The sequence below is a fragment of the Curtobacterium sp. NPDC087080 genome (genome assembly GCF_044745105.1).
Lineage (GTDB): Bacteria > Actinomycetota > Actinomycetes > Actinomycetales > Microbacteriaceae > Curtobacterium.
This window is the reverse complement of sequence record NZ_JBIUZP010000002.1, coordinates 532,154-546,736: the sequence shown is the minus strand read 5'-3', so window position 1 is coordinate 546,736 and position 14,583 is coordinate 532,154. Positions and strand designations below refer to the sequence as shown.

The following is a 14,583-nucleotide window of genomic DNA, read 5'->3' as shown; positions in this document are numbered from 1 at the left end:
TCGGGATCGTGCACATCCGACCGCGCCGCGACGAGGACCTGGAGCACCTGGTCCACGTGCTCCGACGCACGCACGACGAGGACGGCTACCCCGCGCACTGGCCGGACGATCCGGTCGCGTGGCTGACCCCGCCCGGGCACCGCTCGGCATGGGCAGCGTGGTCGTCGGGCAGCGTGGTCGGTCACGTCGGACTGGCCGCTCCCATCGCGGACGCTGCACCACTGGTCACCCGACTCGTCGTCCACCCGGACCACCGTGGGCAGGGCGTCGCCGACGCCCTGCTGGCGGTTGCCGAAGGTTCCGCAGGGTCACCGGTCCTGCGGCTCGACGTGACCGAGGAGACGCCCGGCGCGTGGCGACTCTACGAACGCCGTGGCTGGCGGTTGACCCACCGGTCCCCCGCGGACTGGGCGAAGCCGGACGGGATCGTCCCGACCATGCGGTGGTACGAGAAGCGCCTGCAGTGAGCCGGTACGCTCGCGGCATGGCGACGTACGAGGTGCAGGCCGTCCGCGAGCGCGGCGTGTGGCAGGTGTTCATCGAGGGGACCCCGATCACCGAGGTCCTGCGCTGGTCGTCGGTCGGGCCGGTCGCGCGGGAGTTCCTCGCCATGGACCGCGACGACGACCTGCGCATCCGCGTCGTCGGGCGCAACCAGTACGTCGACGCCCCGTCCGACTGACGCGCGCGCGCTCCGCAGCGAGACTCGCGCTGAGCGACGTTCCTCGCGTGCCCGGACCCGAGACGGGTCGCTGAGCGCGAGACTCGTGCGAGTGCGAGTGCGAGTGCGAGTGCGAGCCCCCGTCGCTCACGCGACGTGCCAAACCAGCCCCTCCTGCGCGCTCGACGGGTAGGCCGCCGCGATGCGGTGGACCGCCTCGCGCAGGGTCTCGGGCGAGCACGCCAGGTTGAGCCGCGCGAACCCCCGCCCCTGCGCGCCGAAGCCCAGCCCGGAGTTCAGCGCGACGTAGGCGTGCTCCCGGAGCGGCACCGCCGGGTCGTCCCCGAGGCCGATCCCCCGGAAGTCGAGCCACGCCAGGTACCCCGCGCGCGGACGGGTGTAGACGACCCCGGGCAGGTGCTCGGCGAGCAGGGACCCGAGCAGCCGCTCGTTCGCGACGATGCGGGCGACGACGTCGTCGAGCCAGTCCGTCGCCAGGGTGAACGCGGCGAGGTTCGCGTGCAGCCCGAGGATGCTCGTGCGGCAGGCGACCTCCTCCCACAGCGTGTCGAGCAGCGCAGCGGTGCGGTCGTCCCCGGCGACCATCACGGAGCACTTCACCCCGGCGAGGTTCCACCCCTTGCTCGCACTCGTCACGCAGACGCTGCGGGCGCCGTGCTGCTCGGCGACCATCGCGAACGGGGTGAAGCGGACACCGGGGTGCGTCAGCGGGGCATGGATCTCGTCGCTGATGACGAGCACGTCGTACCGTGCCGCCAACTCGGCGAGGGCCTCGAGGTCGGCACGGTCGTGCACGAGCCCCATCGGGTTGTGCGGGTTGCAGAGCAGGAACACCCGGACCCCGTCGGCGAAGGCGCGCTCGAGCCCGGCCAGGTCGAGCCGGTAGACGCCCCACTGCTCGGCGAGCGGGACCTCCTCGACCTGACATCGTGCCTCCTCGACGAGCTCGAAGAACGGCGGGTACACCGGCGGGGTGATCGCGACGCGTCCGCCGTCGGGCAGCGCGAGCCGCAGCGACTCGACGATCCCCACGCTGACGTCGGTCGCCAGGTGCACACGCTCCGGGTCGACCGCCCAGCCCCACCGGTCGCGCGCGAACTGCGCGAACGCCGGAGCGAGCGGCCCGGGGCCGTCCAGGTACCCGAGGTCGGACTGCTGCACCCGCTCGACCAGCGCCTGGCGGATCGCCGGCGCGACGTCGTGGTCCATCTCGGCGACGAACAGGGGCAGCACGTCGGGCGCGTACCGCGTCCACTTGATGCTCGTGCGGACCCCGCGGAGCGTGCCGACCGGGTCCTGTTCGTCGTCAGCCATGCGTCCCAGCATGCATCGACCGGGAGGCCCGGTGCGAGTCCGGCCGTCATCCTGCGTCGTCGTCGGGTCACCTCCCGGACACGGCGCACCCCGGCCGCATAGGTTCGGCACCATGAGCACGAGCACCGCCGACAAGGCGTCCACCCTCAGGCAGCTGCACGAAGCCCCCGAGATCCTGCGCGTCGTCAACGTGTGGGACGCGATCAGCGCGAAGGTCGTCAGCGACCTGCCGGAGACGAAGGCCATCGCGACGGCCGGGCACTCGATCGCCGCGAGCCACGGCTACGACGACGGAGGGATGCCGCTCGACGTCGCCCTCGCCGGCGCCGCGACCGTCGCTGCCGCGACGGACCTGCCCGTCACGGCGGACCTGGACGACGGGTACGCGGACCCGGCCGAGACGATCCGTCGTGCGATCGCCGCCGGGATCGTCGGCGCGAACGTCGAGGACCGTCTCCGCCCCTTCGACGAGGCCGTCGCACGCGTCGCCGAGATCACCGCCGCCGCCGAGGCCGAGGGCGTCGCCTTCCAGCTCAACGCGCGCACCGACGCGATCGCCCGGGGTGGCGACCGCCCGATCGACGAGAGCATCGAGGACGCCATCGCCCGCGGGAAGGCGTTCCTCGACAACGGCGCCGCACTCGTCTTCGTGCCGGGTGCGATCCAGCGCGACGTGGTCGAGCGCCTCGTCGACGGGCTCGGCCGCGGCAAGCTCTCGGTGATCGGACTGCCCGGTGCCCTGCCCGCGGCGGAGTACGAGGCGCTCGGCGTCGCGCGCATCTCCTACGGCCCGCTCACGCAGCGCGTCGCGCTGCGTGCGCTCCGTGACCTGGCGACCGACCTGTACGGCGACGGCGTCGTGCCGGAGGACACCCCCGCCCTCAACTGACGGCCCACCGGACGGGCGCGCCCCGCTCAGCGGTGACGCGAAGCGTCGCGCGGGGCGCGCCGACCGAGCCTGCGAGGGAGGGGTGCACGCTCGCACCGCGCCTCCCGTCCGTCTTCCTGGACGTTCCGGACGAAGCGACGTATAGTGTCTTCCTGGTGCACTGCAGCGAACCCATCTGACTCGCGCACACCAGCACGTCTCGTACCGACCCGCCGGGTCGCATTCCACCGAGACCACCGCTCAGTCCGAACGGACGAGCAGCACGTCGAGACACGACGTGCGCACCCGCAGCCGATGCGTCGTGCCGGACCACGGAGTCCGCCGACCAGAGCACGGCCGGGTGCCGAACGACCAGGAAGTACCGCACCACCATGACCAGCAACGACCGCATCACCATCTCCGGGACCGCACTCGCGGCCCCCACCGTCTCCCCCGACCGCATCGCCGAGTTCCCGGTGCGCGACGACCGCTCGCAGCGCGAGTACCTCGTCCGCATCCCGGCCGACGAGCTCCGCCTGTTCGTCACGCGTGACGCACGCGTGGACGTCGACGGCGAGGCCGGCTGGACCGTGCCCGGCCGCTCCTGGCGGGGCGAGTCGAGCCGGACCATCCTGCTCGCGCGCCGCGTCGGCAAGGCCGAGCTCGCCCTGGCCGCCTAGGTCGGACCCAGCGGAACCGCTCACACGGTTCCCGGTCCCCACACGACGAACGCCGCCGGCCCAGCGCCGGCGGCGTTCGTCGTCCGTGTCGTGGGGGCGTCAGGCCGGACCGTGCGACGACGGCTGCTCGGCACCGCGGAACCGCATCCCGCCGTCCGCGTTCACCGGGAGCGCCGGACCCGCACGCCGTGCCGCGTCACGCAGACGACGGATGAACGCCGGGTCCTCGGGCTCGAGCTCGTCGTCCGGGGCGACCGTCACGCAGAGCTCGCTCGCCGGGCCGACCAACAGGATCGACGTCGACACCGCGCCGTCGTCGCCCACGCTCGGCACCGTGATCGTGTCGGTGCGCGAGTTCGCTCCGAGGACGGCCGCGTAGTCGGCGACCGCGTCCGCGATCAGGTCCCCCGTGAGGATCAGGCTCGCGTCGTAGTGGATGTACTTCACGTCTCCTCCTCAACTCTCCCTCGACGGTAGGTACCGCGTGTGCGAGCAGGTTCGGGGTGTGCGTTCCGTGGCCAGAGCGCTCCCGGCACGGGCGGCGATCAGACCTGCGGCGGTTCCGTGCGCAGGCGCTTCGCCTCGGGCTCGTCGGAGTGCGACGACGCAGCGTCCGTGAAACGCCCGCCACCCACGACCGCGATGCGGCGCCCGAGCTCGTTGACCAGGTCCTCGTCCTCCGGCTCGAGCTCGTCGTCGGGAGCCACCTCGACCATGATCTGGGAAGCCGGGCCGAGCAGCACCTGCGCCGTGGTGCCGTAGCCCTCGGCGTCCGCGGTCGGGATCTCGACGATGTCCGTCGTCCCGTTCTCGCCGAGCGCAGCAGCGTAGGCGAGCACCGCCTCGGCGATCGCGTCGCCGGTCATCACTCGGTTCTCTCCGTAGACCACGTACTTCATGGGTCCAGTCAACGCCACACCCTTGGTGCACACTCAGGTCAAAGGGGTCCCGGGGGACGCGCTGCTGCTCCGCCACGCCGGGCCTGCACGGCTGCGGAGATCGGCTCTTCCCAGTTCTGGGGACTGGTCAGGACAGCACCCACCCGCTGGACTGGTCCCATGCGATCGTTCCAGCCCCTCGACACGTCAGCACTGCTCCGGGTCGAGATCGTCGACGCGATGATCCGCGTGCTCCGCGCGAACGCCCTGCACGAGGTGTCGTACGAGCACGTGGCGACCGAGGCGTCGCAGTCGCTCGACGTCGTCACCGAGGTGTTCCCGACCTGGGACGGACTCCTGCTCGCCACCATCGACCAGTGGAACGACCAGCGGACCACCGCGCTGCTGCCCATCGCCGACCGCAGTGGCACGATCGTGTTCCTCCGTGCCATCGTCCGCGCGAACGTCGCCGACCCGTCGCTCATGCGCTTCCTGACCTCGACGCTCAACATCGCCGCGACGCCGCACCACCCGCTCGCACCGATGCTCCACCTCCGGTGGCGGCGCTTCCACGCGTTCGTGCTCGCGGCCCTGCAGCGCGACGTCGAGCTCGGCCGCGAGCCGCGCACGATGGAGCCGGCTCGTGGCGCCGAACAGCTCCTCGCGACGTACGAGGGGCTGCAGCTGCAGTCGATGGTGCGGCCGGAGATGGACCTGCTCGAGTCGTTCGACCGGGCGGTCACCCGGCTCCGCGAGGGCTGGTCGCGGGAGTACGTGCCGCCGGTGTGGGACCTCGAGGCCGCCGGCGGCGTCTGAGGCCGGCCATTGCCGTGGGCACAGTGGCGCCGACGGGTCAGCGGGGCGAGGGCCCACCGCTGAACCGCTTGCGCTCCATCGTCCTGAGGTACCCCCTGCGCAACGAGCGCTCGGCCCCGTACTTGTCCGTGGAGAAGAAGTCACGCTCCGAGGACGACAGGCCGCCGGCGCCGATCTTCGTCTCCAGCAGCGAGAGAGTGCAGCACAGGTCTGCAGCTTGGAAGAGGCTGTAGTCGGCCGGAGACACCTTGCGGACCTCGGCAGACGTCAGGAGCGCGTTGAACACGCTGTTCACCACGTTCGTGATCTCCTTCTGCCCGTTGTCGTAGTAGACGACGATCCGGTCCCACCCAGCGAAGAAGGCATGGTTGTCGCGGACGAAGGCACCCAATGCCCGCGACATCGCAGTCACCAGGGCGTCGGAGTCCCGATGGTCTCGCTTCGAGAACACGAACGACCGATGGGTGATCGTGCAGTGTCGAACGAACTCGACCAGCACGCGGAAGAGCGACCGTCGGTCAGCCATCCCCATCCAGGTGTAGTCCTTCTCGCGGCGGATGAGCGGTCCGGTGTGGATCGCGTGATCCGCTGCGAGACCGCGATCCAACAGAGCGTCGTGGATCCGGTCGAGATGTCCGCCGATGTCCTCGCTTTGGTCGTGGAACACCAGGCTCAGGACGTAGTAGGGCGCGTGCGGCTCGTACGGGCCGAAGTCACCCGACTCGTCGATGAAGATGCTCAGTTCACGCAAGGAGATGCCTCAGATACAGCAACAGGCGAGCTCTCGCTCGCCTGTTGCCTGGCGAGGGTGTGTCCCCGCCGAAAGGGTGGACCAGGGCCTTGCGGCCAGCCCAGTTGGACGAGCGTAGCACTCCGACCGCTTCCTCCCATCAGGGGGCTCGCGGCCGGAGCGTGCCTCGTGACGGAAGGTGGTCCCCGCAGGGCGCCACGAGGCACACCAGGGACGTGAACGCCTGCAGCGAGGGAGCCGAGGCGTCTCGCCGAACTGGAACTACTTGTTCAGGAGGAGTTGATCTGCGACCAGATCGACGATCTCGAACGGGTCGTTGGTGCAGCCCTGACCGCCGTGCTCGCGGACCTCCGCGATGTGCTTGGGCTCTCGCGAAGTGGAGTAGACCAACAGCGGCGTCGCGTCACCCCGTCGCCTCATGGCATCCAGGAGGTCGTAGCCGGCGCGGTCACTTTCGGGACGGCCCATGTCCGTGACCACGACGCCGAAGGTGTTCCCCGAGAGCAGGTCGAGCGCCTGGTCGGTGGTCGGTACCCACACGGTCCGGGTCCCGGTCTTACGAAGGAACGCGCGCTCCCGTTCAATCTGTGCGGGATCATCGTCGACCCAGAGAACCAGTTGCGTTCCGGCGGCATGGAGCCGCTCGCTGATTCTCGATGCCAACTCGTCCGAATCGGCAGGCACCGGACGCCCCCGTTGTTCGGCCGCACGGTTCAGATCCTCGGACAAGTTACGGACACCAGAATCAGCACTCTCAGCGTGCTTCGCAGCACGGTTGGCTGCGCCACGGATCTCATTGAAGAGGTTCTCGTAACGCCCCTCCTGCTGCAAGCTCTCCTGCTTCTGGGTGACGTAGATCGCGGCAGCCAGTACGACACCGAAGATCGTCACGCCGAGTCCCAGCACCCCGAATGGCGTCACGCCGTCGGTCGCCCAGACGGTGACCCAGAAGGACAGCAGGAAGGCGAGTACCATCATGCCGCCCACCGCCCAGAGCAGCGCTGCCACGGATCGCGAGTTCGATCGGGCCGACGTTCTCGACTGACCGTCCTTCGTCATCAGCTCCCCCTCGCTGTCGTCTTCCGCTAGTTGTTGAAGCGGAACTCCACTACGTTTCGTAGCGGATAACCATCTCGGGTGTACGGTGGGCGCATGCCTGAGACTCCCGCGCGCGCTGCGATCTACCTTCGCATCTCTATGGATCGAGAGATGGACGGCCTGGCCATCGACCGGCAGCGCGCCGATTGCCTGGCCATCGCCGAGACCCGCGGGTGGGAGGTAGTCCGCGAGTACGTCGACCAGTCACGGAGCGCGACGGACAAGACGAAGCGACGCCCCGGATATGACGACCTGGTGAGCGGATTCGAGGCGGGAGAGTTCGACGCGATCATCTGCTGGGATCTCGACCGACTCACCCGCCAGCCTCGACAGCTGGAGGACTGGATCGACGCCGCCGAGGCGCGTGGACTGCGTCTTGTGACCGCCAACGGTGAAGCTGATCTGACCACCGATGGCGGACGCCTGTTCGCCCGCGTGAAGGCCGCAGTTGCCCGCTCTGAGGTCGAGCGAAAGACCGCTCGGCAGGCGGCCGCTCAAGCCCAACGAGCAGCGCAAGGCCGGGCCCCGAAGGGCATGCGTCCGGTCGGCTACACCGTCGCAGGAGACATCATCCCGAGCGAGGCGGAGGCGGTGCGGGCGATCTTCGCGTCGTTCAACAGCGGAAGCTCGCTCAGAGCCATCGCGGCAGCTCTGTCCGGCGAGACCGGCGAGCGCATCCCGCCGAAGGTACCGGCGCTCCCCCGGCACACGCAGACGATCACCCTGGAGCGCAACGCTCGGCGCGAGGAGGAGAACAAGACCCTTCCGACACAGAAGCAGCGGAAGCTGCGGCCCGTGCCTGATGACGCCCCGTGGCCACCGAGCACGGTGCTCGGCATACTTCGAAACCCGCGATACGCCGGGTACTCGACATACACACCGAAGGATGGGCAGCCAGACGGCGGAAAGCGGCGAGCGTGGCGTGCGTCGATCCTTCGAGACGAGACGGGCGAGCCCGTGCGCGGGCAGTGGGAGCCCATCGTCGACGAGGGCTCTTGGTCGGCGGTACAGGATCGGCTCGATAGCACCGAGCGGGTCACGAACCGCGTCGGCACCGACCGCCGCCACCTCGGCAGCGGCTTGTACCGCTGCGGCGTGTGCGAGCAGCGCGTGCGTGCCCACACGGGCCGATACCGTTGTGCCGGGCACGTCACCCGAAGCCGGGAGCAGATCGACGCGTACGTGACCGCCGCCATCCGTGCACGCCTGGCACGCCCCGACTTGGCCGACCTATTGCCGAACCGCAACGAGCCGCGACTGCACGAGATCAAGGCCGCGATCGGCGCACATCGCGCGAAGATCGCGAGGGCTCAGCGCGACTACGACGCCGAGGAGATCGAAGGCCGCGACCTCAAGCGAGTGCGCGACTACGAGGAAGCAGCGATCACAGTCCTGGAGGCCGAGCGCGTGCGTCTGGCAGCCAGCGCCACCGCAGGCGCGGTGCTCGGCGCGCAGGACCCCGTGGCAGCGTTCGGTGCGGCCGACCTCGGCGCGCAGCGCGGCGTCATCGAGGCGCTCTGCGAGATTCGCCTGCACGGGCACCCGCGCGGCGTGAAGGCATTCAACCCCGACACGGTGGCCATTGACTGGCTCAAGTAGCGCGAGCGCAGACGAGCGCCCCGAACCGTAAAGGTCGGGGCGCTCGTGGGCTGCCGCGGGCGCGCGGGGCACGCCCTTGCCATCGGCGGGGGGATCAGGTGCGCAGCTACAAGGACCAGCCGTCGTCGCCCTTGTCGCTCTTAGGTCCGGGCTTGTCGCCGTCGCTGTTGTCGTGGTTGGGCGTGGCGTCGCGGTCGAATCGCAGATCGCGGATCTCGGCCTTACTGATGCGGCGCCGGATCTCGCGCTCGCGCGCCTGCTTAGCCTGATGCTCAGCCCAACGCTGCTGACGACGCTCACGCTCGGCGGCCCGCTCACGCTCCCCCCTGGCGAGCTGTCGTGCCGCCTCACGGGCAGGGGCGACCTGTGCGTGCAGGTGTGCAGCCCTCCGGAAGTCGAACCGCAGCACCTCGTCGGGGTCGTCCAGATCGATGTCGTCGGCGGTAGCCGGGCCGAAATCATCCAGTTCGACGCCGAGGGCACTCGCGTCATCGAGCAGCGAGTCGATGCTGTCGCTGCCGCTGCTCGACCACAGGAGCGCGAGGATCAGCTCCCACACCTCGGCGAACTCGTCGGCGGCATCGGCGGCTGAGACCTCCAGCTCGGCCCGGGAGCGCCCGACGCCGAGATCCCCATCCGTGATGAGGGGACCGACCGGGCGCACACCGTCAAGGAGACGGTATCCGCCGTTCACCGGGGCGAAGCCGGAGGCGTGAGCGACCTCGGTAAGCATCACGTCGAAGTCGGCCGGGCGCACCGGGAGCACCTCGAAGATCGCGAGCGACTCGGCCACGTGCTCGACCGTCGCCGCCCGCAGACGCTCGGCGTCGAGCAGGCGGCGCATGGCGCCCACACGCAGGGCTCCGGCCCTGGTCAGGCGACGCTCCCACTCCTCCTCCTCGGCCTCGATGACCTCGGCGAGCGTGCGGCCGAGATACGTGGTGAGATGCGTCGTCACCGCGTGGAGCTGGACGAGATCGACGCCCGGGAGCGCGGTCCTGGGAGCGCGGAGCACAGCCCGCTCAGGGCCGAACTGATCCGTGAGCGTGTGGCAGCTCGCGCGCGTGACGCGTGCACGTGTCTCCGCGAACGGGACGGGCAGCGCGGCGAGCAGCGCGAGATGACGGCGGGCGGCCGTGGCGGAGAGCTCGTGCGCGCGGAGCGCGAGAGGATGTGCGGCTGTCGTCATGAGGTGTCGGGCCTTTCTTGTTGGGGTCTTGCTGGTCAGTCGCCGAGAGCGCGGGCGCCGCGTTCGCGGTAGAGGCGCTGCGCCTCGGCGTGCCGCTGGGCGGCGGGAGGAAGGTCTGGGAGCGCCGCGCGGCGACGGCGGCGAGGGCTCGCAGCCTCGGCCTCGATCTCCTCGATCTGCTGGCGGATGATCTCGGCCTCGGCGAGCTGGGCGCGCACGTGATCCTCGGACAGCTCGACGGGCAGCTCGGTCTCGTGCCAACGGGCCTGCGGGGAGTCGGCCCAGGCATACGAGAAGCCCGTCCGCTGGTGAGCGCGAGCCACCGTCACGCCGACCTTCAGCGCGGCGCGCGCGTAGCCGGGCAGGCCCGGCACCGCGAACAGCCCGGAGGCCAGCACGCCGGTCAGGACGCCGACGAGATCCCCTCGGGTGCGGCCGGGAACAACAGCGACGTGCTGCGCGGCCTGCGGGATCGTCAGCTCAGCGACACGGCCTGCGAGGCGCTGCACGATCGCAGCGTGCGTGAACTCGGCGCCGAGCGATGACGCCTTGCGGCGGCGGATGCGAGGCTTGCCTTCGCCCGTCGTGTCGAGCATCTTGAAGGTCAGGCCCGTGACGATCTCGCCCGTCGCGCGGTTCGGCACCAACTTCGGCTCGACCGTGACGCCATGCTCTTCGAGCGCGAACCGGAGCGCGGCCCAGCTCGTGATGGTCTCGTCGCCGAGCACGTCGGCCACGGTGTCGCCGAGCAGCCGATCGAAGCTCGGCACCTCGTCGCGCCGGGCGGCCCATTCCGGCGGGGCGATCTTCGGCTGCGGATCATCGATCACGGAGAGCCCGTGCTCGCGGGTCACCTCGTCGACGATCTTCGACAGCGCCCAGTGCGTGCGGTTCTCGCGAATGGCGCGGCCCGCGAGATCGTTCACGACGAGAGCGTGCGCGTGGGCGGCGCCCCCATCCCCGTGGGGGATCACGGCGATGAGCGCACCCGGGTAGGCGCGGCGGAGCGCCTCGACGGTGATCGCCGCGATGAGGCGCTGATCGTCCTCGTTGGTCGCGTCAAGCTCCGAAGTCGGTGCCGAGATGACGATGCCCTGCGCCTTCACGCGGCGCCCCGCGGTGAGCCGCTCAGCCTCGGCCACGAACGCCGACAGCGACGGAGCGTCGATCAGCGTCCCCGCGCCGAGCCGGTCGGTTCCCGCCTCTTCGTGGCCGCGTCGCTTCTCTGAGCCCGGAGCGCCGAGCGCGAGGTAGAGGGCGCGAGCGTCGAGATCGTAGACCGGCGCCACTGTGCAGATCACCGCGTGCTCCCGCCGAGCAGGGCGACGAGCTGACGGCAGGTGGCGGCGAGGTCGCGGACGGCCACGCCCAGGGATGCGTCCCGGATCTCCCCGCGGTGCGCGAGGCGCACGAGCGAGTTGGCGAGGCCGCCCGTCCGGCCGATAGCGGCCCGGAGGTCGGCGAGGCGCGCACGGTCGGCGGCGTCGAGCACCGGCATGGGTGGAGGCGGGGGCAAGTGCCGCTGCGCGGCCTGCCGCAGCCTTCCATCGGGCGCTGCGGCATCGAGAACCGCGGCGCGAACGAAGGTGGCGACGGGGAGACCGTGAAGCGCGGCGGCCTGCTCGATGGCGCGAGCTTCGTCGGAGGTCACGCGGGCCTTGACGCTGGAGGAGCGCGCGGGCGGACGGTGCTGCTGATCAGCGCGAGTCACGAGATGTCCTCTGCTGTCGGGGCGAAGCAGCGGGGAATGGTCGGGAGTCTGTACGCAAGCAGGCAGCGCGACCCCCGGCGCTGGCGCGCCGGTTCTCGCGGTGCACTTGCGAGGGGGCACCCCCTCGACCCCCTCGTGCTCGCGTGCGCGAGCACGTCGAGCGCCGCTGTTGCTGCGACGCCGAAGCACACCGCGGGGCTCCCGTGCTGTCGCACGGGAGCACCCACGGTGTGCGCGATGCTGCGCTGCGCGAGCATCACGAGTCAGCCCGCCGCTGTCGGGCATCGCGAGCGCGGCGCGAGCGCTCGGCAGCCTCGGCGTCGAGCTGCGCCCGCGCCTCGGCCTCGACCGCGGCGAGATCAGCCGGGCGGAGCTTGCCGCGGAGGATCGTGAGGACACGGGCATCGACCCGGGCGCGGTCACGGCGCTGCTTCTCGCGCAGGCGGGCGAGGCGCTTGCGGGCCGCGACTTGCGCGGCGACAATCTCGGCGTCGAGGGCGCTCATGCGGCCACCGCCTCGGCCGCGCGCTGGAGACCGTCGATGCGGATCGCCTGGTGCTCGACGCCGAGCGCCTGTGCCTCGTCGGCCGGGATCCCGGCCCAGACGTCGGGCGAGCACTCGCTGAGTAGGGAGATCGCGAGGAAGCGGGCGGCAGGTTCGACGCCTCGGAGCATTGCGATCAGCTGCGGCCTGCGGGTCGTCGAGGCCTCGCCCAGGAGCAACCCGTCGCGGGCGTAGACGCGCTGCCGCTGTTCCGGCACCACGACCATCCGATGGATCGAGACGACCATCTCGGCCCGCAGCAGTGCCAGGAAGTCCGGCTTCGCGATGCGACCCTCCTGCTCTAGCACCCACTCGGGTGTGCGGATCTCGACGTGCCACCCGATCCGCCGCAGAAGCTCGTCGATCACGACCGAGCCGCGCTCGAAGCGCGCGTTCTGCGCAAGGTCGCCGGACGGCTTCCTCGTGAACACGGTCATCGCGAACTCTTCGAGCGTGTTCGAAGTCGTGAGCAGGATCGCCCGCGGCGCGGGCGCCGGGGTGTTGGTGTTGCGCGTCGCCGCCGCCGTCGTGCGGTTGGGGTCGAGCCACCGAAGGAACTCGTCGTGCGTGGGCAGGAGCCAGAAGCGCGCATCGTCGTGGACGACGATCTCGGCACCCTTGACGTCCTCAACTGCATTGCGCCCGGCGGGCATCGCGATCGACCACGGGCGACCGCCACCGAGCAGCGCCAGCGTGACGATCTGCGCCGCGGTCTCATCGGCGAGCACACCCTTTCCATGCCCCGACGCCGCGCAGATCATCACGACACCCTTGGTGAAGACCGAGCCGATCGGGGGCCTGTGCGCCGGGTCTGCGAGGTAGTCATCGCGCATCGCGCGCAGGCGCGGAAGGTCATCGGCCCAGGCGTCGAAATCGAGCTCTCGCGCCTCGTCCAGAGTCACCCCGTCCAGACGGACAAGACGGCGAAGCTTGCGCTTACGCTCCGCGAGCCCGCCGCCCCCGCCGCCTCCGCTGCGCGTGCGCGCGGCGAAGTGCTCTTCGAGCGCCGCGCGCAGGTCGAAGTTGGCGCGCACCTCCGAGTCGTCATAGCGGACCCGGACCTCGCCGTCATCGAACTTCGGCGTCCGCTTGGCCTCAGACACTGTGATCCCCCGCGACAAGCTCGTGGGTGAGGTACGCGCAGAGGTCGAGGAACGCGCGGCGCGCCGCGCCGCGGCCCTTCGGCGCGTCATCGCCGAGCGCTTCGCGCGGCAGGCGAATGCGGGCCGAAGGGATCTCGAAGGCGTCCGAGACCTGTCGGATCGTCAGATCGCACCCCCGCTTGAGCAGGATCGCGCAGTGCCAGTGCAACGGCACCCGGTCGCCCGGGTTGACGGTGCCCCAACCCTTGGCGGTGCGCTCGGCCGCGCCCTTGCTGTTGTAGGTGTCGCGGGACTGCCAGACGTCGGCGTACAGGTCGAGGACATCGAGATCCCGCAGCCGCTCCAGGCCGGTATCGATGGTCTCCTGGGTGAGCATGACCTGCCCCGTGCGAGCGTTCTGGCGGTACTGCATGAGGCCGAAGACTGAGCCGTGCTGCCGGTTCGCGCGCTGGCGCTGTCCCGTCGTCTCGGCTGCCTTCGCGTCCGCGAAGAACGCCGCCGCGGCGGCGATCTCGTCGGGCGTCGAGACCACCTCGAGATAGCCGCTCACCGAGTTCTGCACCACCGCGTTTCGATTCTCGGTGACCGAACTCGGTGACGTGGGGGCGGGGGACCCAAGGAGTCCCCCGCCCTCGCATGCGTTGATTTCATGCGGGTTTTCGGCGGTCAGAGGGCGCTCGGCGACGTCCTCTGAGAGGCGATCACCGACTTTCCGCGTTTTTTCGTGGCTTTCCTGGAGGCCGCCCTGCGGGCGGTCATCGACCGGCTCGAGGCGGGCTACGGCGGTCACAGAACACCGCCGAGCAGGTCACGGAGACGCTCACGCGCCGCTTCAGTCAGTGGGGGCGCCTCGGCGGCGACACGCTCAGCGGCACGCTCAAGCTCGGCGAGAAGCGCGTCGCTCTTGCGCGCCGCCACCACCGGGCGCGGCGCGAACACGCGGTCGAGGTCCGCGACCTCAACTTCGTATCGCTTGCCGACAAGTACGGCAGGGAGGACGCCCGCGCGGATGCGACGCTGGACGGTGATGGGCGCGACCTGCTGGCGAGCAGCCGCAGCCGGGATCGAGAGACGGGCGGGCGTGATGACGCCTGGGGAGCAACGAGACACTACGAGTGACCCTTCGAAATCGAAGTTTCACTCTGTGGCGTTGCTCAGAGCTGCTCCCATCCTCAGGAGCCAGGGTGTCATAGGACCCAGGGCCTCACGCCAGCCTCATCCCGGTTCGCCGGTGAGGGCGGGGCTTATTGACTGACGAAGAGGCTAGCACAACCGCGCGCAATCGATTGCGACCGTGTACTTCACCCTGCGGGCAACCCGGCGCTGCCGTGACGGAAGTCCAGGGCGCGC

At 70.4% G+C, this 14,583-nt stretch carries 18 protein-coding genes; 6 read left to right on the top strand and 12 right to left on the bottom strand.

The genetic code is table 11. The features are described from left to right. Positions 1-8 precede the first annotated feature (8 nt). Together ACIPEQ_RS06780 and ACIPEQ_RS06775 are read left to right on the top strand one after the other, a co-directional pair. On the top strand, positions 9-467 hold the full coding sequence (locus ACIPEQ_RS06780; RefSeq protein ID WP_402714591.1) for a GNAT family N-acetyltransferase: 459 nt from the start codon (positions 9-11) through the stop codon (positions 465-467). A gap of 17 nt (positions 468-484) precedes the next feature. Continuing rightward, complete coding sequence (locus tag ACIPEQ_RS06775) at positions 485-682, top strand: hypothetical protein (RefSeq protein ID WP_126890858.1); 198 nt, start codon at positions 485-487, stop codon at positions 680-682. Between the two features lie 126 nt (positions 683-808). On the opposite strand, the gene ACIPEQ_RS06770 is transcribed toward ACIPEQ_RS06775, so the two are convergent. Then, positions 809-1,996: a MalY/PatB family protein gene (locus ACIPEQ_RS06770; protein WP_238638102.1), complete on the bottom strand. Its 1,188-nt coding sequence runs from the start codon at positions 1,994-1,996 to the stop codon at positions 809-811. Positions 1,997-2,108: 112 nt separating this feature from the next. On the opposite strand from ACIPEQ_RS06770, the gene ACIPEQ_RS06765 reads away from it, so the two are divergent. Both ACIPEQ_RS06765 and ACIPEQ_RS06760 read left to right on the top strand, forming a co-directional pair. Beyond that, positions 2,109-2,885, top strand: coding sequence for an isocitrate lyase/phosphoenolpyruvate mutase family protein (locus ACIPEQ_RS06765; RefSeq protein WP_402714590.1), 777 nt, complete (start codon positions 2,109-2,111; stop codon positions 2,883-2,885). A 371-nt stretch (positions 2,886-3,256) separates the two neighbouring features. Next, entirely contained in the window at positions 3,257-3,544 is a 288-nt protein-coding gene (locus ACIPEQ_RS06760; protein ID WP_402714589.1) for a hypothetical protein, read from the top strand. Between the two features lie 99 nt (positions 3,545-3,643). On the opposite strand, the gene ACIPEQ_RS06755 is transcribed toward ACIPEQ_RS06760, so the two are convergent. Together ACIPEQ_RS06755 and ACIPEQ_RS06750 are read right to left on the bottom strand one after the other, a co-directional pair. Beyond that, entirely contained in the window at positions 3,644-3,991 is a 348-nt protein-coding gene (locus ACIPEQ_RS06755) for a hypothetical protein (RefSeq protein ID WP_402714588.1), read from the bottom strand. Positions 3,992-4,089: 98 nt separating this feature from the next. Next, positions 4,090-4,455, bottom strand: a complete 366-nt coding sequence (locus ACIPEQ_RS06750; protein WP_402714587.1) for a hypothetical protein — start codon at positions 4,453-4,455, stop codon at positions 4,090-4,092. A gap of 147 nt (positions 4,456-4,602) precedes the next feature. Here ACIPEQ_RS06750 and ACIPEQ_RS06745 point away from each other — a divergent pair, with 147 nt between their 5' ends. Next, the gene (locus ACIPEQ_RS06745) at positions 4,603-5,238 is read left to right on the top strand and encodes a hypothetical protein (protein ID WP_402714586.1); all 636 of its coding nucleotides are present in this window, start codon (positions 4,603-4,605) and stop codon (positions 5,236-5,238) included. 37 nt (positions 5,239-5,275) lie between these two features. On the opposite strand, the gene ACIPEQ_RS06740 is transcribed toward ACIPEQ_RS06745, so the two are convergent. Both ACIPEQ_RS06740 and ACIPEQ_RS06735 read right to left on the bottom strand, forming a co-directional pair. Further along, complete coding sequence (locus ACIPEQ_RS06740) at positions 5,276-5,989, bottom strand: DUF3800 domain-containing protein (RefSeq protein ID WP_402714585.1); 714 nt, start codon at positions 5,987-5,989, stop codon at positions 5,276-5,278. A gap of 261 nt (positions 5,990-6,250) precedes the next feature. Then, a complete protein-coding gene (locus ACIPEQ_RS06735) occupies positions 6,251-7,048 on the bottom strand; it encodes a response regulator (RefSeq protein ID WP_402714584.1) in 798 nt (265 codons plus the stop codon). A 93-nt stretch (positions 7,049-7,141) separates the two neighbouring features. On the opposite strand from ACIPEQ_RS06735, the gene ACIPEQ_RS06730 reads away from it, so the two are divergent. Next, positions 7,142-8,686: a recombinase family protein gene (locus ACIPEQ_RS06730; RefSeq protein WP_402714583.1), complete on the top strand. Its 1,545-nt coding sequence runs from the start codon at positions 7,142-7,144 to the stop codon at positions 8,684-8,686. A gap of 106 nt (positions 8,687-8,792) precedes the next feature. Here the strand turns inward: ACIPEQ_RS06730 and ACIPEQ_RS06725 are convergent, their stop codons facing one another. Genes ACIPEQ_RS06725 through ACIPEQ_RS06695 form a run of 7 tightly spaced genes read right to left on the bottom strand, consistent with a single transcriptional unit; the run spans position 8,793 to position 14,343 of the window. After that, positions 8,793-9,875: a hypothetical protein gene (locus ACIPEQ_RS06725; RefSeq protein ID WP_402714582.1), complete on the bottom strand. Its 1,083-nt coding sequence runs from the start codon at positions 9,873-9,875 to the stop codon at positions 8,793-8,795. A 35-nt stretch (positions 9,876-9,910) separates the two neighbouring features. Continuing rightward, entirely contained in the window at positions 9,911-11,176 is a 1,266-nt protein-coding gene (locus ACIPEQ_RS06720; protein ID WP_402714581.1) for a hypothetical protein, read from the bottom strand. Beyond that, on the bottom strand, positions 11,173-11,871 hold the full coding sequence (locus tag ACIPEQ_RS06715) for a plasmid mobilization protein (RefSeq protein WP_402714580.1): 699 nt from the start codon (positions 11,869-11,871) through the stop codon (positions 11,173-11,175). The genes ACIPEQ_RS06720 and ACIPEQ_RS06715 overlap by 4 nt, the downstream gene beginning before the upstream one ends. Then, positions 11,843-12,091 (bottom strand): hypothetical protein, encoded by a 249-nt coding sequence (locus ACIPEQ_RS06710; protein WP_402714579.1) that lies wholly within the window; start codon positions 12,089-12,091, stop codon positions 11,843-11,845. The genes ACIPEQ_RS06715 and ACIPEQ_RS06710 overlap by 29 nt, the downstream gene beginning before the upstream one ends. After that, positions 12,088-13,233 carry a hypothetical protein gene (locus tag ACIPEQ_RS06705; protein WP_402714578.1) on the bottom strand — a complete coding sequence of 382 codons (1,146 nt, stop codon included), beginning with the start codon at positions 13,231-13,233 and terminating at the stop codon, positions 12,088-12,090. The genes ACIPEQ_RS06710 and ACIPEQ_RS06705 overlap by 4 nt, the downstream gene beginning before the upstream one ends. After that, complete coding sequence (locus tag ACIPEQ_RS06700; protein ID WP_402714577.1) at positions 13,226-14,023, bottom strand: hypothetical protein; 798 nt, start codon at positions 14,021-14,023, stop codon at positions 13,226-13,228. The genes ACIPEQ_RS06705 and ACIPEQ_RS06700 overlap by 8 nt, the downstream gene beginning before the upstream one ends. Further along, positions 14,020-14,343, bottom strand: a complete 324-nt coding sequence (locus ACIPEQ_RS06695; RefSeq protein ID WP_209823184.1) for a hypothetical protein — start codon at positions 14,341-14,343, stop codon at positions 14,020-14,022. The genes ACIPEQ_RS06700 and ACIPEQ_RS06695 overlap by 4 nt, the downstream gene beginning before the upstream one ends. Positions 14,344-14,583 lie beyond the last annotated feature (240 nt).